The 20,668-nt window shown below is 68.7% G+C and carries 20 protein-coding genes; 12 read left to right on the top strand and 8 right to left on the bottom strand.

Annotated features, from left to right (window positions below; translation table 11 throughout):
- Positions 1-17 precede the first annotated feature (17 nt).
- On the bottom strand, positions 18-467 hold the full coding sequence (locus AB663_RS03470; protein ID WP_232304674.1) for a low molecular weight protein-tyrosine-phosphatase: 450 nt from the start codon (positions 465-467) through the stop codon (positions 18-20).
- A gap of 201 nt (positions 468-668) precedes the next feature.
- Here AB663_RS03470 and AB663_RS03465 point away from each other — a divergent pair, with 201 nt between their 5' ends.
- Both AB663_RS03465 and AB663_RS03460 read left to right on the top strand, forming a co-directional pair.
- Complete coding sequence (locus AB663_RS03465) at positions 669-929, top strand: hypothetical protein (protein WP_067195863.1); 261 nt, start codon at positions 669-671, stop codon at positions 927-929.
- Positions 926-2,203 carry a hypothetical protein gene (locus AB663_RS03460; protein WP_067195862.1) on the top strand — a complete coding sequence of 426 codons (1,278 nt, stop codon included), beginning with the start codon at positions 926-928 and terminating at the stop codon, positions 2,201-2,203. The genes AB663_RS03465 and AB663_RS03460 overlap by 4 nt, the downstream gene beginning before the upstream one ends.
- 90 nt (positions 2,204-2,293) lie before the next feature.
- On the opposite strand, the gene AB663_RS03455 is transcribed toward AB663_RS03460, so the two are convergent.
- The gene (locus AB663_RS03455; protein ID WP_067195860.1) at positions 2,294-2,695 is read right to left on the bottom strand and encodes a phage holin family protein; all 402 of its coding nucleotides are present in this window, start codon (positions 2,693-2,695) and stop codon (positions 2,294-2,296) included.
- A 76-nt stretch (positions 2,696-2,771) separates the two neighbouring features.
- On the opposite strand from AB663_RS03455, the gene AB663_RS03450 reads away from it, so the two are divergent.
- Positions 2,772-3,839 carry a histidinol-phosphate transaminase gene (locus AB663_RS03450; RefSeq protein ID WP_067202095.1) on the top strand — a complete coding sequence of 356 codons (1,068 nt, stop codon included), beginning with the start codon at positions 2,772-2,774 and terminating at the stop codon, positions 3,837-3,839.
- A gap of 6 nt (positions 3,840-3,845) precedes the next feature.
- Here the strand turns inward: AB663_RS03450 and AB663_RS03445 are convergent, their stop codons facing one another.
- Positions 3,846-5,045 carry a Bcr/CflA family efflux MFS transporter gene (locus AB663_RS03445; RefSeq protein WP_067195858.1) on the bottom strand — a complete coding sequence of 400 codons (1,200 nt, stop codon included), beginning with the start codon at positions 5,043-5,045 and terminating at the stop codon, positions 3,846-3,848.
- 179 nt (positions 5,046-5,224) lie between these two features.
- Between AB663_RS03445 and AB663_RS03440 the strand changes: the two genes are divergently transcribed.
- From AB663_RS03440 to AB663_RS03400, 9 genes are all read left to right on the top strand, one after another.
- Complete coding sequence (locus AB663_RS03440) at positions 5,225-6,028, top strand: amino acid ABC transporter permease (RefSeq protein ID WP_232304620.1); 804 nt, start codon at positions 5,225-5,227, stop codon at positions 6,026-6,028.
- Positions 6,025-6,786 carry an amino acid ABC transporter ATP-binding protein gene (locus AB663_RS03435; RefSeq protein ID WP_067195856.1) on the top strand — a complete coding sequence of 254 codons (762 nt, stop codon included), beginning with the start codon at positions 6,025-6,027 and terminating at the stop codon, positions 6,784-6,786. The genes AB663_RS03440 and AB663_RS03435 overlap by 4 nt, the downstream gene beginning before the upstream one ends.
- A 4-nt stretch (positions 6,787-6,790) precedes the next feature.
- The gene (locus tag AB663_RS03430) at positions 6,791-7,984 is read left to right on the top strand and encodes an FAD-dependent oxidoreductase (protein ID WP_083511082.1); all 1,194 of its coding nucleotides are present in this window, start codon (positions 6,791-6,793) and stop codon (positions 7,982-7,984) included.
- Positions 7,985-8,075: 91 nt separating this feature from the next.
- Positions 8,076-9,029, top strand: coding sequence for an ABC transporter substrate-binding protein (locus AB663_RS03425; RefSeq protein WP_198147918.1), 954 nt, complete (start codon positions 8,076-8,078; stop codon positions 9,027-9,029).
- 71 nt (positions 9,030-9,100) lie between these two features.
- Positions 9,101-9,859, top strand: a complete 759-nt coding sequence (locus tag AB663_RS03420) for a glutamine amidotransferase (RefSeq protein ID WP_067195850.1) — start codon at positions 9,101-9,103, stop codon at positions 9,857-9,859.
- A gap of 119 nt (positions 9,860-9,978) precedes the next feature.
- The gene (locus AB663_RS03415) at positions 9,979-10,959 is read left to right on the top strand and encodes a LacI family DNA-binding transcriptional regulator (protein WP_067195848.1); all 981 of its coding nucleotides are present in this window, start codon (positions 9,979-9,981) and stop codon (positions 10,957-10,959) included.
- A gap of 165 nt (positions 10,960-11,124) precedes the next feature.
- Positions 11,125-12,282: a thiamine pyrophosphate-dependent dehydrogenase E1 component subunit alpha gene (locus AB663_RS03410; protein ID WP_067195846.1), complete on the top strand. Its 1,158-nt coding sequence runs from the start codon at positions 11,125-11,127 to the stop codon at positions 12,280-12,282.
- Positions 12,279-13,259 (top strand): alpha-ketoacid dehydrogenase subunit beta, encoded by a 981-nt coding sequence (locus AB663_RS03405; RefSeq protein ID WP_067195845.1) that lies wholly within the window; start codon positions 12,279-12,281, stop codon positions 13,257-13,259. The genes AB663_RS03410 and AB663_RS03405 overlap by 4 nt, the downstream gene beginning before the upstream one ends.
- Before the next feature lie 25 nt (positions 13,260-13,284).
- On the top strand, positions 13,285-14,643 hold the full coding sequence (locus tag AB663_RS03400) for a dihydrolipoamide acetyltransferase family protein (RefSeq protein ID WP_067195843.1): 1,359 nt from the start codon (positions 13,285-13,287) through the stop codon (positions 14,641-14,643).
- 21 nt (positions 14,644-14,664) lie between these two features.
- On the opposite strand, the gene AB663_RS03395 is transcribed toward AB663_RS03400, so the two are convergent.
- From AB663_RS03395 to AB663_RS03375, 5 genes are read right to left on the bottom strand one after another with little or no spacing between them, the layout of a single operon-like run.
- The gene (locus tag AB663_RS03395; RefSeq protein ID WP_157540855.1) at positions 14,665-15,603 is read right to left on the bottom strand and encodes a carbohydrate ABC transporter permease; all 939 of its coding nucleotides are present in this window, start codon (positions 15,601-15,603) and stop codon (positions 14,665-14,667) included.
- Positions 15,593-16,564, bottom strand: coding sequence for a carbohydrate ABC transporter permease (locus AB663_RS03390; protein ID WP_083511080.1), 972 nt, complete (start codon positions 16,562-16,564; stop codon positions 15,593-15,595). Before AB663_RS03390 ends, AB663_RS03395 begins: the two co-directional genes overlap by 11 nt.
- A gap of 6 nt (positions 16,565-16,570) precedes the next feature.
- Positions 16,571-17,878: an ABC transporter substrate-binding protein gene (locus AB663_RS03385; RefSeq protein WP_067195841.1), complete on the bottom strand. Its 1,308-nt coding sequence runs from the start codon at positions 17,876-17,878 to the stop codon at positions 16,571-16,573.
- Positions 17,879-17,925: 47 nt separating this feature from the next.
- Positions 17,926-19,545, bottom strand: a complete 1,620-nt coding sequence (locus AB663_RS03380; protein WP_198147962.1) for an FAD-dependent oxidoreductase — start codon at positions 19,543-19,545, stop codon at positions 17,926-17,928.
- The gene (locus AB663_RS03375) at positions 19,538-20,653 is read right to left on the bottom strand and encodes a LacI family DNA-binding transcriptional regulator (protein WP_067195839.1); all 1,116 of its coding nucleotides are present in this window, start codon (positions 20,651-20,653) and stop codon (positions 19,538-19,540) included. The genes AB663_RS03380 and AB663_RS03375 overlap by 8 nt, the downstream gene beginning before the upstream one ends.
- Positions 20,654-20,668 lie beyond the last annotated feature (15 nt).

Genomic DNA, 20,668 nt, shown 5'->3' with positions numbered 1-20,668 from the left:
TCCTCCTGATCGGGCCCCTAGGCGCGGGGCATGCGGGGGAGGCGAAGTGCCGGTTCGAGCTGCCGGAACAGGCCGCGGGTCGCCGTCTCAATCATACCGAGCACCGAATCGAACATCTCGGTCCCTGCGTAGTACGGATCGGGCACGTCGAGGGTCGCGGCATCCGGGTCGAAGGCCAGCAGCAGGGTGACCTTGCCCTCTTCGTCCTCGTCGTGGGCCCACTCGCGAAGGATCCGCTCATGCGTGCGGTCCAGCGCGACGACGAGGTCGTTGTCGGCGAACGAGGCGGCGGTGAACTGCTTGGCGCGATGCTGTGAGCCGTCGTAGCCGCGGCGCGCGAGCGACTCGATGGTGCGCTGGTCGGCTCGTTCACCGAGGTGCCAGTCGCCCGTCCCGGCGCTGCGTGACACGATCCTCGAGCCGAGGCCCTGTCGCTCGGCGAGATCGCGGAAGACGACCTCCGCCATCGGGGAGCGGCAGATGTTCCCCGTGCACACGAAGATCACGCGGAAGGGATCCGGGGATGTCACCGTTCCATTGTGCAGGTCGACGCCCGATCGCGCAGTCCTTTCCTGCACAATCGCGACGGGCTGCGATCTCTTCACAGCCGCCGGAGCGAGCGCCGGATTCGTCCATGGCACCCCGTGCGACAGGCGGATGCTTGGCGCATGCACTCCTTCACTCACGCACTCGTCTCCACCGCTGACGCCGCCTGGGCATGGGCGCAGGCAAGCCAGGAGGTGATCTCTGCGCTCGCGGCCGTCGACTCCGCGTCCGCCGCGCTCACCGGACTCACCGCCGACACCGCGTGGGAGTCGGACGGCGTGCGGGCGCTGAACGAGAAGCTCGTCGACATCCATCAGCGCGCCGGTGAGCAGGCAGGACTGCTCGCCGCGCGCCAGGCGGAGATCGAGAGCGCGGCGTCATGAGCGGGCTCGACATCGATCACGGAGGCGCGATCAGCGTCGACCCCGAGGCCCTGCGCGACACCGCGACGCGCATCGACGCGGTCGCCGGAGGCTTCGCCGATGCGCACGGATCGATCGTGCGCGCGCATGCCCTCATCGTGCAGACCGACGGATTCGCCGAGGCCGTCGACGCACGCGCGCTGTGGACGAGCGGAGAGAGCATGGCGCAGCTGCGCGACGAGTGCGAGAACGCCGTGCGGGGGACGCGGCTCATGGCCGACGTCTTCGAGTATGTCGAGCTGCAGATCCAGGTCGACGCCCTCGCGCTGCGTGACGAGGCGGCGGCCGACGAAGCCCGCCTGCGTCTGGAGCAGCTCGCGGCATCCGACCCGCGCATCCCCGATATGGCGAGCATGCTCGTGGCGGGCTGGAAGGAGCACCGATTCGACGGGTTCTCGCAGCAGGGGGACTGGTTCGGGGTGCTCGCCCCGTTGTTCGGCGCCGTGTCGACGATCGGTTCGCAGAGCGGGCGTGGGACCGTGTGGCCGTGGATGCGGTTGCGCGGTGCCGCCGACCCCGTCGCAGTATCCGCGGTGTCGACCTCGCACCCGCGCAGCGCGCCCGCGAGCCTGCATGATGCGCTCTCACGCATGCCCGATTCACGCGCCGGCGCGCAGGTGGCGGTCGAGAAGCTCACGATGCCCGACGGGACGAAGAAGTTCATCGCCTACATCGCGGGCACGCAGAGCCCGCTGATGGGTGGCAGCGAGCCGTGGGACATGCGCTCGAACCTTCAGCTGTACACGGGAGAGCGTTCGGCGTCGTATCAGGCGACGCTCGAGGCTCTCGCGGATGCCGGTGCGCAGCCGGGTGACGAGGTGGACGTCGTCGCCCACTCCCAGGCAGGGATGATCGCGGCCTATCTCTCACATCAGAGCGGATACGAGGTCGCGTTGCAGGTGAGCGTCGGGAGTCCGGTGGTCGACATGGCGCCCGACGACCAGACGCTCGTGCGGCTCGCGCACACCGATGACCCCGTGTACCGGCTCTCCGACGGAGGCACTCCGGCGGCGTCGGGGTCGCCCGACAGCTTCGTCGCCACGCGCACCGACGACACGGTGTTCGGCCCCACCGACCCGTGGGATCCCCACCTCATGGACTCCTATCTCGACCTCGCGAAGGAGGTCGACGCCTCGGGTGATCCGCGTGTCGAGGCCTTGGATCGGTTCTGGGACGACTTCGGTCAGGCGGTCTCGATCGAGCGCACCGAGTACCACGCGGAGCGCACGGAGTGAGCGGGCGTGCGTGCTCCGGTCCGGGCGTGCGTGCTCCGGTCCGGGTGCGCGATCCGGTCCGGGCGTGCGCTTCGGTCGCGGGCCGCCCTGTCAGACGCGGGGGCGCTTGCTCTGGGGGCGCAGGATGAAGCCGAAGATCCCGTTGATGATCGAGATGATCAGTGCCGCGAGCACGCCCCACCAGAAGTGGCCGACGGTGAGGCCCCAGCCGAAGCCGCCGGTGATCCACGCGGTCAGCCACAGCAGGAAGCCGTTGATCACGAAGCCGATGAGGCCGAAGGTGAGGATGTACAGCGGGAACGCGAGGATCTTCACGACCGTGCCGATGATCGTGTTCACCAGCGCGAAGATCGCCGCGACGGCGAGCAGGGTCAGCACGAGCTGCAGGGTCTCGCCCGGCGCGAACGGCTTGATCGTCACCTGCAGGGCTGGGATCAGGGTCACGACCCAGATGGCGAAGGCGTTCACGACGACGCGGATGATGAATCGCATAGTCCGTCCAGTCTCACACGCCCGCGCCGCGTTGTCAGCGGGCGCCCGCGAGCCGCCGACTCGTAGACTCATGTCCGTGACCGACCCCATCCTGCCGCGCATCCGCCCAGCCATCGCCGCCCTGGCTCCGTACCGGCAGGGCAAACAGGCCGGACCCGACGCGTTCAAGCTCTCCAGCAACGAGAACCCGTTCGAACCGCTCCCGTCGGTCGAGGCCGCACTGCAGCGCATCACGCCCGTCAACCGGTATCCCGATGCCACGGCCGGCCGTCTGCGCGAGCGCCTCGGCGCACGGTACGGCGTCACCGCCGACGAGGTGCATGTGGCGGCGGGCAGCGTGTCGATCCTGCACCAGCTGATCCTCGCCACGGCGTCGGTCGGCGACGAGGTCGTCTACGCCTGGCGCTCCTTCGAGGCCTACCCGAGCCTGCCGCTCGTCGCCGGGGCCACGGGTGTGCAGGTGCCGCTCACCGCCGACTCCCGTCACGACCTCGACGCGATGGCGGATGCCGTGACCGACCGCACGCGCGCGATCATCGTCTGCACGCCGAACAACCCCACAGGTCCGATCGTCACGAGCGAGGAGTTCGCCGCGTTCATCTCGCGCGTCCCGGCCGACGTGCTCGTGATCCTCGACGAGGCGTACGCGGAGTTCGTGACGGCGCCGGGAGCGGTCGACGGCCTGGCGGAGCGCATCTTCGAGCGGCACCCGAACGTGGTCGTCCTGCGCACGTTCTCGAAGGCCTACGGATTGGCGGGCCTGCGCGTCGGCTACGCGATCGGCAACGAGAAGGTGCTCGATGCCGCCCGCACGACCGGCATCCCGCTGTCGGTGACGTCGGCTGCCGAGAACGCGGCCATCGCCAGCCTCGATGCCGAGGCGGAGCTGCTCGACCGCGTCGCCGTGATCGTGGAGCGCCGCGCGAGGCTCGTCGAGGGCCTGCGCTCCCAGGGGTGGGACGTGCCTGATGCGCAGGGCAACTTCGTCTGGCTGCCGACGGGCGAGCAGACGGATGCCGCGGCCGCGACCTTCCTCGCGAACGACCTCGTGGTGCGGCCGTTCTCGGGCGACGGCATCCGCATCTCCGTCGGCGAGGAGGCGTCGATCGCGCGCGTGCTCGAGGTCGCCGCAAGCCTGCGCTGACACGGGTCAGCTCAGCCGGTCTCCCATGGACGCCAGCGGCCGGATGCTGATGACCGCACTGAGAACAGCCACGCCGGTCACGACGAGCGCGAGCGAGAGGTCGTAACGTCCGACGATCTCCGGCACGACGCTCAGCGCAGGTGCGAGCAGAGACGCGGTTCCGAAACCCGACGCTCCGATGAGGCCGGCAACCGTCGCGGCGTCCCGTTTGTGCGGGGCGAGCGCGAGGATCTGGATCGTGGGCAGTCCCAGCCCGCACCCCAGCAGGAGCACGACACCGGCGACGACGATCCACAGGCCGCCGGCGACCGGGAGGGCGATGAGGCACGCACTGGCCAGCAGGATCAGGTACGAGCTCCACAGGAGCCGGGCGGCGGAGACGCCGCGGCGGATCGCGCGCGGTGAGATCTGAAGCCCCACCATCATCCCGAGGGTGACCACCGCGAAAGCGATCCCGAACTCCTGGGGCGACAGGCCACGCTCCCGTTGAAGGAGGAAGGGGCTCCACTGGAGGAAGGTGAACAGCGCCGTGAACCTCAATCCGGCCAGGAGGAGGAGTACTGCGAAGGTCCGGTCGGCGAGCAGGCGTCGGTAGCGGACGAGCACGCCGTCGGAACTGCGCGCGCTCGCCTCGTTCTGAGGCAGACGCGGCACGACCAGAGCCAGCACGACGAGAGCGTAGAGGCTGAGGAGCCCGAAGATCCCGCGCCAGCCGACCACCATCAGCTGCAGAGATCCGAGGACCGGTGCGACCAGCGGTGCGAGGGACTGCACGATCGCGATCCCGCTCAGGGCGGCCGGAAGGGCCCTGCCGCTGAACGCGTCGCGTGCGGTGGCCACGGCGATGACCGCTGCAGAGGAAGCGCCGATGCCCTGCAGCATCCGCGCCGCCAGCAGAACGCCGATGTCGCTCGCGAGCATGCTCGTGACGCTGGCGCAGATCAGCAGGCCGAGCCCGACGAGGAGCGGCATCCGTCGCCCGACCCGGTCGCTCCACGGCCCGATGACGAGCTGACCGATCGCGAAGCCCGTCATGGTCACGGCGAGCGTGAGCTGGATCGGCCCGTCCGCGACGCCGAGGTCCTCTCCGATCGCGGGCATCGCTGGAAGGTAGCTGTCGATCGTGAAGGGTCCGAGGCCCGCGCTGAGGCCGAGAAGCAGGGCGAATGCGGGGCGCGGATTCGGGGCCGCAGATTCTTTACCCACTTGTAACACTCACGTCGCGGACTCTCCTGCATACTGTCTCGTAATCGATTACAAGCCCCGATACGGGAGTTTAGCAAATGACACAAGTAGTGACCGCCACGGTCGATGTCCCGGCCCCGCCTCCGCTTCGGCCGAGGCGACAGGGGCGCACGACTCGCATTGTCCTCTCGATCGTCCTCGTGCTCCTCGTCGTCTTCGTCGTCGCAGGCGTCCTCTTCTCCGGCGCGATCAGCTGGACCACGGTGGCGCGATACCTGTTCGCCCCGTCCGTGCTCTCCGGGCTGTGGGTGACCATCCAGCTGACGGTGCTGTCGATGGCGCTGGGGTTTGTGCTCGGCGTCGCCTCGGCGCTGATGCTCCGTTCGCGGACGCCGGCTGTCGCGTGGCTCGCACGCGGCTACATCTGGTTCTTCCGGGGCACGCCGGTGCTCGTGCAGTTGATCTTCTGGTTCAACCTCTCCCTGATCATGCCGACGATCGGGTGGGGCGAGGGCGCGGTCGACACCAACACCGTGATCACGCCGTTCATCGCTGCGCTTCTCGGCCTCGGCATCAACGAGGGCGCGTACATGAGCGAGATCTTCCGTGCGGGGATCGAGGCGGTCGATCGCGGCCAGACCGAGGCGGGGCTGGCGTCGGGGATGACGCCCATGCAGACGATGCGCCACGTCGTGCTGCCGCAGGCGCTCCGTGTCATCACGCCGCCGACGGGGAATCAGGCCATCGGCATGCTCAAGACCACATCGCTGGTATCGGTGATCGCGGCGCAGGATCTGCTCACGAGCGTCCAGCGCATCTACGCGACCAACTACCAGATCATCGACCTGCTGATCGTCGCGTGCGTCTGGTACCTGCTGCTGACCACCGTCGCGACCATCGGGCAGAGCTACCTCGAGCGACGCTTCGCGGGGGAGGGCGCCGGCGCGGTCGGCACCAGGAGATGGCGACGAGCGGTGTCGCTGGGACGGGGAGTCGACAAATGAATGCGATGCTGCGGGCTGAGGGCATCTGGAAGAGCTACGGCGACCACACCGTCCTCAAGGGGGTCGGACTCCAGCTCGAGCGAGGCGAGGTCGTCGCCGTGCTCGGCCCGTCGGGCTCGGGGAAGAGCACGTTCCTCCGCTGCCTCAACTATCTAGAGAAGCCGGACACCGGAGAGATCCATCTCGATGACGAGCGGATCGGGGTCGTCACGATCAACGGCAAGACGTACGAGCGGACACCGGCGCAGCTCGCGACGCAGCGGGCGCGCATGGGCATGGTGTTCCAGCGGTTCAATCTGTTCGCCCACATGACGGCCCTGGAGAACGTTGCGGCGCCGTTGCGTCTGGTCAAGGGGATGCCGAGGGCGGAGGCGGATGCGCACGCGGCAGGGTTCCTCGAACGGGTGGGCCTGGCCGCGCACATGGGCAAGCGCCCCGCAAAGCTCTCCGGAGGCCAGCAGCAGCGCGTCGCCATCGCTCGTGCGGTGGCCATGGGGCCGCAGGCGATGTTGTTCGACGAGCCGACGTCGGCTCTCGACCCGGAGCTCGTGCAGGAGGTCCTCGACGTGATGGCCTCGCTGGCGAAGGAGGGCATGACGATGGTCGTCGTCACGCACGAGATCAACTTCGCCAGGCACGTCGCCGACCGGGTGCTCTTCATGGACGGCGGGGTCATCGTCGAGCAGGGGCCGGCGGCGAATGTGCTCGACAACCCGTCCAGCCCCCGCACACAGGCCTTTCTGGCGAAAGTGAAGTGAGGACATGACAGAAGAAGTCCGCGTGAAGCCGCGCGTCGCCGTTATCGGCGTCGGCGCGATGGGAAGCATGGCGATGTGGCGACTGGCTCTCAGCGGCTATGACGTCACGGGGTTCGAGCGGTTCGGCGTGCCGCACGACAGGGGCGGGCACGGCGCGGAGACGCGGATCTACCGCATGGCGTATCGAGAGGGCGGCGACTACATCCCGTTGCTGCGCCGGTCTCACGCATTGTGGCAGGAGCTCTCGGCGCTGAGCGGGCGCTCGCTGTTCATCCAGAACGGATGCCTCTACATCAGCGACGGCTCCGGCACGTGGATGGACGAGACCATCGCCTCGGCACAGGCGCAGGGAGTCCCCATCATCGAGCTGAACGACTCCGATCTTGCGGCGCGATACCCGCAGCACCGGCTCGAGGGAGGCGAAAGGGCCATCCTCGACCTGATGGGCGGCACCCTGCGCCCGGAACAAGCGGTGCTCGCGGCCGCACAGCAGGCCGTGCGCCTGGGTGCCACTCTGCGCGAGGACGCTGCGGTCGTCGACGTCACGCCCGTCGACGGCGGTGTCGACGTCCGCGTCGACGGTGAAGATGCGGTGCGGTTCGACTACGTCGTCGTGACGAGCGGAGCGTGGACGTCGCAGTTCCAGAAGTCCCTGGGGTTCGGGATCATGGCGCGCAGGCTGCCGGGCACGTGGTTCCCTGCGGTCGATCCGAGGCAGTTCTCTCCCGAGCGCTTCCCCGTGTGTCTGCGCACGGCCGGCGACCTCAACTACTCCGGTTTCCCCTGCGTCGACGGGTGGAGCGTCAAGGTCATGCCGCCGGTGTTCGCCGACAACGAGACGATTGCCGAGCACGCCGATCGCGATGTGCGGGGACGAGACGTCGACTACACCCGTGACATCGTCCGGAAGCTGCTCAACGGGGTGATCGACCGACCCGCGAGGACGGGCGTGTTCCTCGACGGCTTCGGCGCGAGTGACCGACCCGTAATCGATTACTCCACCGACTCTCGTCGCGTGGTCGGTGCGGTCGGGTTCGCCGGCCATGGGTTCAAGTACTCCCCGGCTGTCGGGCAGATCCTCGCCGACCTGATCTCCGCGGAGAGCGGGCACGCGGATCCCGAACTCATCGAGATCGGGATGCCGTTCGCGAGGGATGCGGAGCTGTCGCCATCCGACTTCGGCCGCATGCGTCGCTGAGACGAGCGAAAACCATTCCCCCCGACAAGCGAGACCGATTCCCCCCCCCCCCAATAAGCGAGACCGACCACCCCAACAAGAAAGGCACGACATGAGAACCCAGGTACCGAGAATCGCCGCCATTGCCGGCCTGACCATCGCTGCGGTGATGCTCTCGGCTTGCTCCACCGGCCCCACGGACGACACGACCGGCTCGGAAGACGGTGTGACGTCGATCACGGGAGGCGCAGACGCCAAGACCGCGTTCGACGTCGCCGTCGACGATGACCTCGCCGCCCGAGCAGCGGAGATCGTGGCGGACGGCACGCTCGACATCGCCACGAAGGCGGGCGCGCCGCCATACGAGTTCTTCGAGGACGGAGACGTCCTGCGCGGCTCCGACATCGACCTCGGCCGCGCGATCGCCGCGAAGCTCGGGCTGGACGCCGAGTTCAGCTCGATGGAGTTCGCAGGCATCCTCCCCGCGATCGAAGCCAAGCGTTACGACATGTCCATCGCCGGGAGGGGGGACACGCCCGCGCGCCAGGAGGTCGTGGACTTCGTCGACTACTCCACCGATTCGAACTCGATCGTCACGACGAAGGGCAACCCGCACGACATCAAGGGAATCGACACGCTGTGCGGGTTGAGCGTGTCGTCCGTGGAGGGTTCGGTGTACCTCGGACTGCTCGAGGAGCAGAACAAGTCGTGCGCCGACCCGATCGACATCACCGTCTTCCAGGACAACGCCAACGCTCTGCTGCAGGTGCAGACCGGTCGCGCCGACGCGACGATGTACCAGACCGGCGTGGCGCTGTACCTGATCAAGACCGACGAGGCGTCGGCCGGGCTCGAGGTCGTCGACAGCGAGGAGTACGGCAAGGGGTACAACGCGATCGCCTTCAACAAGGACAACGCCGAGTTGCGCGATCTCGTGCAGGAGGCGCTGGTCGCCTTGGACGAGGACGGCATCTACGAGGACATCCACGTCGCGTGGGGGCTCACCGCCAACACCATCGACGAATTCACCATCAACGACGGTCTCCGCTTCAACCAGCCGTCGTGACCCGTGGCGGGGCGGTCGACCGCGATCGCCCCGCCACAGCTCGAATCCAGAAGAGATAGGAAGAAAACACCATGGTCCGCGTCCTCTATGTCGGAGACACCCAGGTCGAGACGCTCATCGCGGCGAAGGGCATCGACACCTTCACGCACACCTACTATCGCGACTCGGCGAAGGTGCTTCGCGACGCGCTCGGCCCGCGGCCCGGCGTCGAGCTCACCCACCTTCCCGCGTCCGACATCCGCACCCGATTCCCGAACACGAAGGAAGCACTCGACGAGTACGACGTCATCATCCTGTCCGACGTCGGCTACCAGAACTTCAAGCTCCCCCACGGCAACCGGGACCGCCTGGTGCCGATGGGGCCGAACATGGTCACGCCGTTCCGGCAGTGGGTGCTCGACGGGGGCGGACTCATCATGGCGGGCGGGTGGCTGACCTTCTCGGGCATCAACGGGAAGGGGATGTGGGGCGGCTCCCCGATCGAAGAGGTGCTTCCCGTGACCATCGAGCGCGGCGTGGACGACGTCATCGACCACCCCGACGGCGCGACGATCGAGATCACCGACGCCGAGCATCCGATCCTCGAGGGGCTGTCGATTCCGCAGGACCGGATCATCCTCGGGTACAACCAGCTCCACCCGCGGCCGGAGTCCGAGACGATCGCGACGAGCCGGCAGGATCCTTTCCTGGTGGTGGGTGACGCGGGCAAGGGGCGTTCGATCGCCTATGCGACCGATCCCGTCTACCACCTGTGCGGCAACCTCCACGAGTGGGAGGACTACGGGCTGCTGTGGGAGCGGATGGTGAAGTGGGCGGCGCGTGAGATCTGAGCGCGACTGACGATGGAGTGCTCCCCTCCGGCTACGATGACCCCGGAGGGGAGCACCCGTCTCGACGGCTGCGTCGAGACGGGAGCGAGGAACGACGCGGGTCGCGAGGAGGGCCGGAGATGGGAGTGCGGATCCGTGATGTCGCCGCGCGCGCTGGGGTCTCGACGGCGACGGTGTCGCGCGTCCTCAGCGGTGTCGACCCGGTGTCGGCTGCCCTCACGGAGCGCGTGTGGCAGGCGGTGCGGGAGCTGGGCTACCACCCGAACCGAGTGGCACGGAGGTTGCGCCGTCCGGGGAAGGAGACGTGGGCACTCATCGTCCCCGACGTCTCGAACAGGTTCTTCACGAGCATCGCACGCGGTGTGGAGGATGTCGCGAGCGACGCCGGTGTCACCGTGTTCATCGGGAATACGGACGGGAATCCCAACAGGCTCGCGAGATACCTGGAGACGGCGATCTCCGAACAGGTGGCCGGCATCATCCTCGCCCCCTCGACGCCGTACGACGACGTGGCGGATGCGCTCGACGCTCAGGTGCCTCTCGTGGCGGTGGACCAGGTGCTGACCGGACGTGACCTGCCCACCGTGATGACGGATCACTTCGAAGGGGGACGGCTGGCTGCACAGTCCCTGCGCGAGAGCGGTGCGTCGAAGATCGCCGTGATCGCCGGACCCCAGGACGAGCCCGCGTGGAACACGCGAATCGACGGACTGCGCGCCGCACTGCCCGACGGCGCCGTCGTCGCCGTGGAGCGCGGGCGCAACCATGCCGCGAGCGGTCGCGATGCCATGGAACGCCTCCTCGACGGCGACGTCGAGTTCGACGGATTGTTCGTGACGAACAACCTCATGACCATCGGCGCGCTCAGGGCGGCGATGGCCAGAGGCATCCGAATCCCTGAAGACCTCGGCGTCGTGGGCTACGACCTGAAGAGCGAGGAGTGGGTCAGCGAGATCCCGGTGACCTCCATCAACCAGTCGCCGATCACGATCGGACAGGTCGCCGCGCGCCGTCTTCTCGGTGCCTCGACCGGCGAGAAGGATCTGGGCGGCGTCGAGTACCTCACGCCGGAGCTCGGAACCGCGGCCGCGCTCGTGTGATCCCGCGCTGATCGCGCCGCGGAGACAGCCGCGACCGTGTGATCGCGTGCGTGCTCGAGGTCGCCGCAAGCCTGCGCTGACCGGCCATTCGTCCGCATTCCGGGCAGATACGAGGGCGTCCTAGGTATGCGTGACCGGGCATGCGGCCGCGGGTAGCGTGGGACCGTGACCACCCCCGACACACCCCTCGTACGCGTCCTCGATGCGGCTGGACGGTTCGCTCCGTCGGAGTCCGCCGAGCAGTACCTGCCTCTGATCGAGGCGATCCCCGACGCGGAGCTCGAGCAGTTCTACCGCGACATGGTCGTCATCCGAGCCATCGACACCCAGGCCACCAACCTGCAGCGGCAGGGTCAGCTGGCCCTGTGGCCGCCGAGCCGCGGCCAGGAGGCGGCGCAGGTCGGATCGGCCAGGGCGGCGCGGCCGCAGGACACCGTGTTCCCGTCGTACCGCGAGCACGTGGTGGCCCGCATCCGCGGCGTCGATCCGCTCGACATCATCAAGCTCATGCGCGGCGTCTCGCACGGCGGGTGGGACCCCACAGACCCGAAGAACGGCAACACCCGCCTCTACACGCTCGTGCTCGGTTCGCAGACCCTGCACGCCGCCGGCTACGCGATGGGGCTCTCGTTCGACGGCCGCACCGGCACGGGCGACGTCGATCGCGACGAGGCCGTCATCGTGTACTACGGCGACGGCGCGTCCAGCCAGGGCGACGTGCACGAGGCCATGGTGTTCGCCGCGAGCTACCAGGCCCCGACGGTGTTCTTCCTGCAGAACAACCACTGGGCGATCTCCGTTCCGGTGTCGACCCAGTCGCGGGTTCCGCTCGTCGAGCGCAGCGCCGGCTACGGCATCCCGAGCGTGCGCGTCGACGGCAACGACGTGCTCGCCAGCTACGCGGTCTCCCGCGTCGCCCTCGACGAGGCGCGCCTCGGCGGCGGACCTCGCGCCATCGAGGCCGTCACCTACCGGCTCGGCGCGCACACCACCAGCGACGACCCCACGAAGTACCGCGGCTCCGACGAGGAGCAGGAGTGGGCGCAGCGCGACCCGATCACCCGCATGCGGACGTTCCTCTCCGGCAAGGGGGCTGCCGACGCCTTCTTCGCCGAGGTCGACGCCGAGGCGGCCGATGCCGCGGAAGACCTGCGCGCCCGCACCGTCGAGCTGGGACCGCCCAGCCCCGACAAGATGTTCGATCACGTCTACAGCGAGCCGCACCCGCTGATCGCCGAGCAGAAGGCGTGGCGCGCGCAGTACGAGGCGTCGTTCGAGGCGCCTGGCGGGGCCGCCGGACACGGCGAAGGGGGGAACGCATGACTCTCGAGACGATGCCGTTCAGCAAGGCTCTGAACGCGGGCCTCCGCAAGGCCATGGAGGATGACGCCAAGGTCCTGCTCATGGGCGAGGACATCGGGCGCCTCGGCGGCGTGTTCCGCGTGACCGAGCACCTGCAGCGCGACTTCGGCGAGAAGCGCGTGCTCGACACCCCGCTCGCCGAGTCGGGCATCGTCGGCACCGCGATCGGGCTGGCGATGGCGGGGTTCCGGCCCGTGGTGGAGATCCAGTTCGACGGGTTCGTCTTCCCCGCCTTCGACCAGATCACCACGCAGCTCGCCAAGCTCACCAACCGGCACGAGGGATCGCTGAGCCTGCCGGTCGTGATCCGCATCCCCTACGGCGGGCACATCGGCGCGGTCGAGCACCACCAGGAGAGCCCCGAGGCGTACTTCACGCACACCCCCGGTCTGCGGGTGGTGTCGCCGTCGACGCCGAACGACGCGTACTGGATGATCCAAGAGGCGATCCGCTCGAACGATCCCGTGATCTTCATGGAGCCGAAGAGCCGGTACTGGCCCAAGGGCGAGGTCGAGCTCGACGCCCCGGCGCTCCCGCTGCACGCCTCGCGCGTCGTACGCACCGGCACCGACGTCACCCTCGTCGGGCACGGCGCCATGGTCACGACCCTGCTGCAGGCCGCGGCGCTCGCAGAGGCCGAGGGCACGAGCTGCGAGGTCGTCGACGTGCGCTCGCTGTCGCCCATCGACTACGAGCCGATCCTCGGCTCCGTGCGCAAGACCGGCCGCATGGTCTACGCGCAGGAGGCGCAGGGCTTCACGAGCCTCGGCAGCGAGGTCGCCGCGACCGTGATGGAGCGCGCGTTCTACGCCCTCGAGGCCCCGGTGCTGCGGGTGTCGGGCTACGACACCCCCTTCCCGCCGGCGAAGCTCGAGGGCGCCTACCTTCCGGATGCCGACCGCATCCTCGAGGCCGTCGATCGCTCGCTGGCCTACTGAACCCGCTCCTCTGAGAGGATCAACCATGAGCACGCAGAACTTCACCCTCCCCGACGTCGGCGAGGGCCTGACCGAGGCCGAGATCGTGACCTGGAAGGTCGCCCCGGGAGACACGGTCGCGATCAACGACGTCATCTGCGAGATCGAGACCGCGAAGTCGCTCGTCGAGCTGCCGTCACCGCACGCCGGTGTCGTCGGCGAGCTCCTGGTCGCGGAGGGGACGACGGTCGAGGTCGGCACGCCGATCATCACCTTCGTCACGGATGCCGCAGACTCGGCCCCGGCCGCGCCTTCCGCGCCGGCCGCCGACGAGGGCAGCGGTTCGGTGCTCGTCGGCTACGGCTCGGGCAGCGGCGCCACCTCTCGGCGCAAGCGTCCTGCGCAGCGCCCCGTGCGCTCGTCTGTCGGCGTGATCGCGAAGCCGCCGATCCGCAAGCTGGCGCGCGACCTCGGCGTCGATCTGACCACGGTCACGCCTACGGGCGCCGACGGCGAGGTCACGCGTGACGATGTCATGAAGCACGCCTCGCAGGCCAGCGTGTTCCGCAACATCCAGACCCCCGAGTGGGGCGAGGTGCGCGAAGAGGTGCTTCCGGTTCCCGAGCGAGCGCAGCGAGACGAAGGGTCCGCCGGCCTCGCCCGCGGGCTGAGTCCGGTACCTGAGCCGGCGCAGCGAGACGAAGGGCGCACGGAGTCGATCCCGGTCAAGGGCGTGCGCAAGGCCACGTCGTCCGCCATGGTGCAGAGCGCGTACTCGGCGCCGCACGTCACCGTGTGGAAGGAGGTCGACGCCACTCGCACGATGGAGCTCGTCAAGCGCCTCAAGGCCGCGCCCGAGTACGCCGACATCCGCGTCTCGCCGCTGCTCATCATGGCGCGAGCGGTGATCTGGGCCGTGCGCCGCACGCCGATGGTGAACGCGGCGTGGATCGACACCGAGGACGGCGCGGAGATCTCGGTGCGGCACTACGTGAATCTCGGCATCGCGGCCGCGACGCCCCGCGGCCTGCTCGTGCCGAACATCAAGGATGCGCAGGACCTCGGCATGAAGGACCTCGCGCGTGCCCTCAACCGCCTCACGGTGACCGCCCGCGAGGGCAAGACGAGCCCGGCCGACCAGCAGGGCGGCACGATCACGATCACCAACATCGGCGTGTTCGGGATGGATGCCGGCACGCCGATCATCAACCCGGGCGAGGCCGGCATCGTGGCGATGGGCGCGATCAGCCAGAAGCCGTGGGTCGTCGACGGCGAGGTTCGCCCGCGCTGGGTGACGACGGTCGCCGGGTCGTTCGACCACCGCGTCATCGACGGCGACGGCATGAGCCGCTTCATCGCCGACGTCGCGAGCGTGCTGGAGGAGCCCGCGCTGCTCGTCGACTGACCTGAGCGCGGGCTCCTCGGCTCACCCCTTGAGTCCGGTGTGGGCCAGACCCTGCACGAACTGCTTCTGGGCGAACAGGAACACCAGGAGCACCGGGACGACCGTGAGCGTGGTCGCCGCGAGCTGCACGTTCCACATCGGTCCGCCGTAAGCGTCCACATACTGGGTGAGCGCCTGCGGCAGGGTGAACATGTCCTTGCTGGACAGGTACACGATCGGCTCGAGGTACAGGTTCCACGACTTCAGGAATGTGAAGATCGCGACGGCCGCGAGCGCGGGGCGAGAGAGCGGGAAGGCGATCCGCCAGAAGATGCCCCAGCGGCCGAGACCGTCCATGCGGCCGGCTTCCTCCAGCTCGCCGGGCAGGCCGAGGAAGAACTGGCGCATGATGAAGATCGACAGCACCGCTGGGGCGCCGAAGATCGGGATCACGATGAGCGGCCAGTGAGTGTTGATCAGCCCCAGCCCGTTGACGAGCCGGAACAGCGGCACGATCGTGACCTCGCTCGGAACGAGCAGCCCCACCAGCACGATGAGGAACAGCGAGTTGGCACCGGGGAAGCGGATCCGCGCGAAGGCGTAGCCGGCCATCGCCGAGATCAGCAGGGTGCCGAGGGTCACGATCACCGCGATGTAGAGGCTGTTCCAGTACTGCTGCGCGAAGGGCTGCAGCCGGAACACGTCGCCGTAGGCGTCGAAGCTCGGGTTCTCCGGCCAGAGCGTCGGGACCTTGCGCAGGATCTCGCTCATCGGCTTCAAGCTCGACGTCGCCATCCACCACGTCGGGAAGATGAACGGGATGCTGAGGACGGCGAGCAGAACGACCAGTCCGGTCGTCATCCACCTCCGCTTCGTCTGCGACGAGCCGGCGCGGGCGCGGCGGGGCGGGACGCTCGATCCCGTGACGACGGCCGTCGTGTCGATCGGCTCGACGTCGGCCGGCGGCGTGTCAGTTCTCATGGAACACCCACCTCTTTCGGGTCTGCCATTGGATCAGGGTGAGGACCAGGACGATGACGAACAGCAGCACCGAGATGCCGCTCGCGTAGCCGAAGTCGTTGAAGCGGAAGGCCTGCTGGTACAGGTAGTACACGAGCACGGTGGTCGAGTTGCCCGGACCACCGCCTGTCAGCACGGCGATCTGCGCGAAGACCTCGAGGGATCCGACGATCGTGAGGATCGACACCAGCAGCAGGGTCGGACTGATCATGGGCAGCGTGATCGACCGGAACCGCCGCCACGCGCCCGCGCCGTCGATGCGCGCGGCCTCCATGATCTCCTCCGGCACTCCCTGCAGAGCGGCCAGGAACAGGATCATGTTCATGCCGACGTTCTTGAAGACCTGGACGATGATCACGGACAGCATCGCCGTGAAATCGTGCCGCAACCAGTTCGGGCCGTCGATCCCGATCAGCGCGAGGAAGGCGTTTACGCCGCCGTCGGCCTGCAGCAGGAAGCTCCACACGATCGTCCAGGCGACCAGCGACACGACGACGGGGGAGAAGAAGAACGCGCGGAAGGTGGTCGTGCCGGGCAGCTTCTGGTTCAGCAGCACGGCGAGGAACAGCGCGAGCGTGATGTTCAGCGCCACGAGGCCGATCGAGAACCACAGGCTCGCGAGCAGCGAGTCGTGCAGGCCCTTGTCGGTCAGCATCCGCTCGTAGTTGTCGGCTCCGGAGAAGACGAACGTGTTCGCCAGGACGTTCCAGTCGTGCAGCGAGAACCAGAACACGGCGATGAGGGGACCGACCACGAAGGCGAGGGATCCGAGGACGGCCGGAGCGACCATCGTGTATCCCACGATCCAGTCGCGCCGCGCGGCCGCGGAGTGCCGCCGGCGCCCGCCCGCGGGGCGGGAGGGGTTGTCGGCCCCTCTCCGCCCCGCGGTCTCGGCTGCCGTGGGGGCAGCGGTGACAGTCATGCGGTATCAGTCCTCCAGCAGCGGAGTGATCGCCTCGCACGTCGCAGTCAGAACCGCTTCGACGTCGGCATCCGGGGTCCACAGGGCGTCGAGCTCCGAGCGGACCGCGTCCTGCAGCTTCGCGAAGTTGGCGTGCGTCGGCTTCGTGACCGCATCCTGGATGCCGTCGACGACGACGGCCTGCAGCTGCTCCTCGCTGAGCTTCGGGTTGGCCGCGCCGAGCGTCTCCGCGTTCAGGAGCGACTCGCGGGGCGGCGGGAAGTACGTCGCGAGCTTCTCGGCGTTCTCCGGGTTCGTGAAGTAGGCGAGGAAGTCAGCCGCGACCTCAGGGTGCTTCGCGTTCGCGAACACCCCGATCCCGGCCTGCCCGATCACGTTCTGCCGGCCCTCGGGCCCCGCAGGCAGAGGGACGACGTCCCATCCGAACGAGCCGTCGAGCGCCGACGCCCGGCTGATCTGCGTGATGGTCATCGCGGCGTCACCCGCGAAGAAATCGGCGGTGACGCCGGGCTGGGGCATCGCGGCATCCGTGAAGACCGCGTCGTGGATCCAGGTCATCGCGTCCACCATCTCCGGCTCGGCGAACGTGCACTCCGTTCCGTCCGCGCTCCACGGTGCCGCCTTCCATCCGTTCCAGACCGTGGAGAGGTTCTCCCACGCCTTGTAGTCGAAGTCCCTGACCACGAGTCCCTGCTTGCCGGAGGCTGCGGCCGCCGCAGCCGACATGTCGCGCGCGGCGTCGAAGGTCCATTCGCCGGACGCCACGAGATCGGCAGGGTTGGGCTGTCCTGCGGCTGCGAGCTGATCCGTGTTCACGAACATCGCGAACGGGCTGTTCGAGAACGGGTAGGCGAACAGGCCGTCGTCCTGCTGCCACAGCTTGAGCGACGAGTCCATCAGGTCGTCGTAGTCGTAGCCCTTCGTCTCCTTCAGCGTCGGGGCGATGTCGACCAGGGCGCCGCTCTGCACGAACTCGGGTGCGTAGCTCTCCAGGATCCAGCCGAGATCCGGCGCGTTCCCGCCCGCGAGCTGGGTGGTCAGCGTCGTCGTGTAATCGGCGAACGGGATGGCCTCGAACGTGATGTCGGAGACGAGCTCCGGGTTCTCTGCGACGTAGGCGTCGGCGATCTCCTGGAACATCGCGAGCTGGGTCTCGTCGGCGGTCCAGACGGTCATCCGCAGCTCGACCGGCTCGTCCGGCGTCGCCGTGCCGGCGGGGGAGCCGCTGCAGCCGGCGAGCGTGAGGGCGACGGCTGCGGTGCCGGCGCCGATCGCGAGGGGCATGCGCCCCTGGCGTGAACGCTGTGTTCTCATGGTGTCTCTCCTTGTCTGTGCTGATGATGCTCGGGTGGTGCGGGAAGTCAGTACGCGTACACGCGGCCCTCCGGCCAGTGCCGCTCGACGCCGGTCGCATCGAGCTCGCTCTGGTAGTCCGTCAGTCGCGCCGGGTCGGAGTGCACGGCGTGCGGGGTCGTGCGGTTCGCGACGCAGTAGGCCGCGAGGTGACCGGCGGCCTCGCCGATGTTCCACTCCACGGGATGCAGGCGGTAGCAGCCGTTCGTGATGTGCGTCGTTCCGATGTTCTTGTTGGCGGCGAGCAGGTTCGTCATGCGCTGGGGGATGAGCGCGCCGAGCGGGATCTCGAACGGCGTGGAGGCCACGTCGATGTACGTGTCACCGCCCGTGGAGGGGTGCAGGTCGATGCGGTACATGCCGACCCCGACGGACTCCTCGTACCGCGTCGCGCCCTCCTCGCCACGGATCGCGTAGGACACGTCGTTCTCGGTGACCGTGGTCAGCGCCCGGATCCGTCGGGACTCCCGGTGGTACGGCGCCTGAGCGAGACCGTCGTCCGTGCCCATGACGTCAGGCCTCAGCCGCAGGCCGGGGAAGCCGGTGCCGCCGTCGGGGCGGGGTGCTTCGGTCTGCATCCAATACATCATCGAAAGGCTGAGCTGGCGGGCTGCGGCGTAGCGTTCGAGCTCCACCTCGCGGGGGACCCCGAGCACAGGAGCCTCGAAGTAGTCGATGCTCGGCCAGTTCACCAGGCACAGATCGCTGGAGTAGAAGCCAGGGGCGAACAGATCCCGCGCCGCGATCCGCCGGAACAGCCACAGGTTGTGGTCGCCGGCGTTGCGGGACTGGTCGGCGTCGACGGCCAGCGCGTCATCCCCGGGGTTCGGGGAGAACGTGCGCGCTGTGATCTCGAGCGTCCGCGGATTCGGCGCCATCCATGACAGCATCCGCTCGCCCTGCCATGCGGCAGGCGCATACTCCCGCCAGAAGTCATAGTCGGCCGGGCGTTCGATCGTGTGGTCGCCGTCGGCGTGCTCGACGACGAAGCACACGCTCAGCGCCTGGATGTTCTCCGGCTGGGCGACCTCGGGCGCGCTCGGCTCGCCGGTCTCCGCCCTGGACTCGAAGCCGGTGACGTACTCGGTTCCCGTCAACGGCAGCAGCTCGCCGGTCTCGGTGGCGTCGAGGACGTAGCTCGCCGTGACGGTGAAGGAGTCACCGCCGACGACGGACTCCAGCGTGACGGTCGTGACGCGATCGCAGTCTACGGTCGCCGCAACAGGGCGCGTGCGCTCGAGCAGGCGGATCCGGCCGGTGGAGCGGTGAGGTGCGAGCATCTCCTCGAGGACGCCGACCGCGATGCGCGGCTCGTGGCACAGCTTGGAGACCCAGCCGGCGCCGGGGTTCAGATCGCGGCGCTCCCTGGCGGCATCCGTGAGGGGGTAGCGGCGCCGGTACACCTCGCGGATGCCGTCGCGCAGCGCTCGGTATCGGGCGGTGATGCCGAACTCCTCCACCCACGGGTGCTCATCCGGCGGCACGGCCTGAGAGGTCAGCTGCCCGCCGATCCACGCGTATTCCTCGGTGAGGATCACGGTCGCTCCGCGGTCCGCGGCGGCGAGGGCGGCGGCGACGCCGCCGAGTCCCGCTCCGACGATCAGGACGTCGCTGGTCAGTTCACGCATGGTCACGGATGGTTCCTTCGGGGTCGCCGGCGGTGGCCGGGGCGACGGCGAGCGTCTCGCCGTCGACGTCTGGACAATGGAGCATCTGGTGGTAGTCGTCTTCCTGGAGGGCCGGCGCGTGCGGCATCCGGCCATCGGGGGATCGCGGCGCGGGGGACTCCTGCTCGACGATCCGCGAGAGCAGCACCAGCGCACGAGCGCCCATCTCCTCGCGGGGGATCGCGAAGCCCGACCACGCGCGGCCGCCGTGGCGCGGGTGATGGGGCTGGCCCAGCAGCAGCATCGACACGTCGCGCGGGACGCGCAGTCCGCGAGCCTCGAGCTCGTCCGCGAGCTCTTCGGGGTAGTTCTCCGGTGCGGCGAGGATCGCTGTGAGCCGCTGTGCGGCGATCTCCTCGGCGGCGACCCGCACGTCGTGCACGTCGACGAAACGCAGCGGGAGGCCGTGCGCGCGCATGGACCGGCGGTAGCCCTCGATTCGATCGAGCGTCGGCTGGTCGGTGCTCTGCGCTCCCGCATACCCGATGCGGGTGTGCCCCATATCCACGAGGCGCTCGACCTGACGCGAGGTCGCGTCGAGGTAGTCGGCACCGACGAACGGGAGACGCCGCCCTTCGCTGACGCGCTTGCCGATGAACACGAACGGATAGTTGGTGTCCAGGAGGTGCTGCAGCTCGCCGCGGTCCTCATGCTGACCGAGCAGCAGGCATCCGTCCGCGATGCCGAGTCGCTGCCAGCCGTCGCGCGCGAGCTGGCGACGGCCGTCGACCACGCGCGCCGAGGTGAACAGCAGCATGTCGACGCCGAGCTTCTCGGCGGCGTGCTCGATGCCGATGAGAAAGGCACCGTAGAAGTCGCGGCCGCCGCGGGGGAACGTGGCCTCGTACGTGAACACGCCCAGGATCTGGTTGCGGCCGCCGGCCAGGCGCTGCGCGACAGGGTTCGCGGAGTATCCGGTGATGCGGATCGCCTCGAGCACCCGCTTACGGGTCTCCTCAGAGATGCGCACGCCGTTGGGTGCGCTGCCGTTGAGCACGAAGCTGACGGTCGACTGGCTGACGCCTGCCATCGCGGCGACATCGGCCTGCGTGAAGCGGTGACGCGGCATCGATCCTCCTCGATC

The sequence above is a fragment of the Microbacterium sp. XT11 genome, assembly GCF_001513675.1.
Classification (GTDB): Bacteria; Actinomycetota; Actinomycetes; order Actinomycetales; family Microbacteriaceae; genus Microbacterium.
The sequence above is the reverse complement of the archived record's forward strand: the minus strand, read 5'-3'. Positions and strand labels throughout refer to the sequence as shown.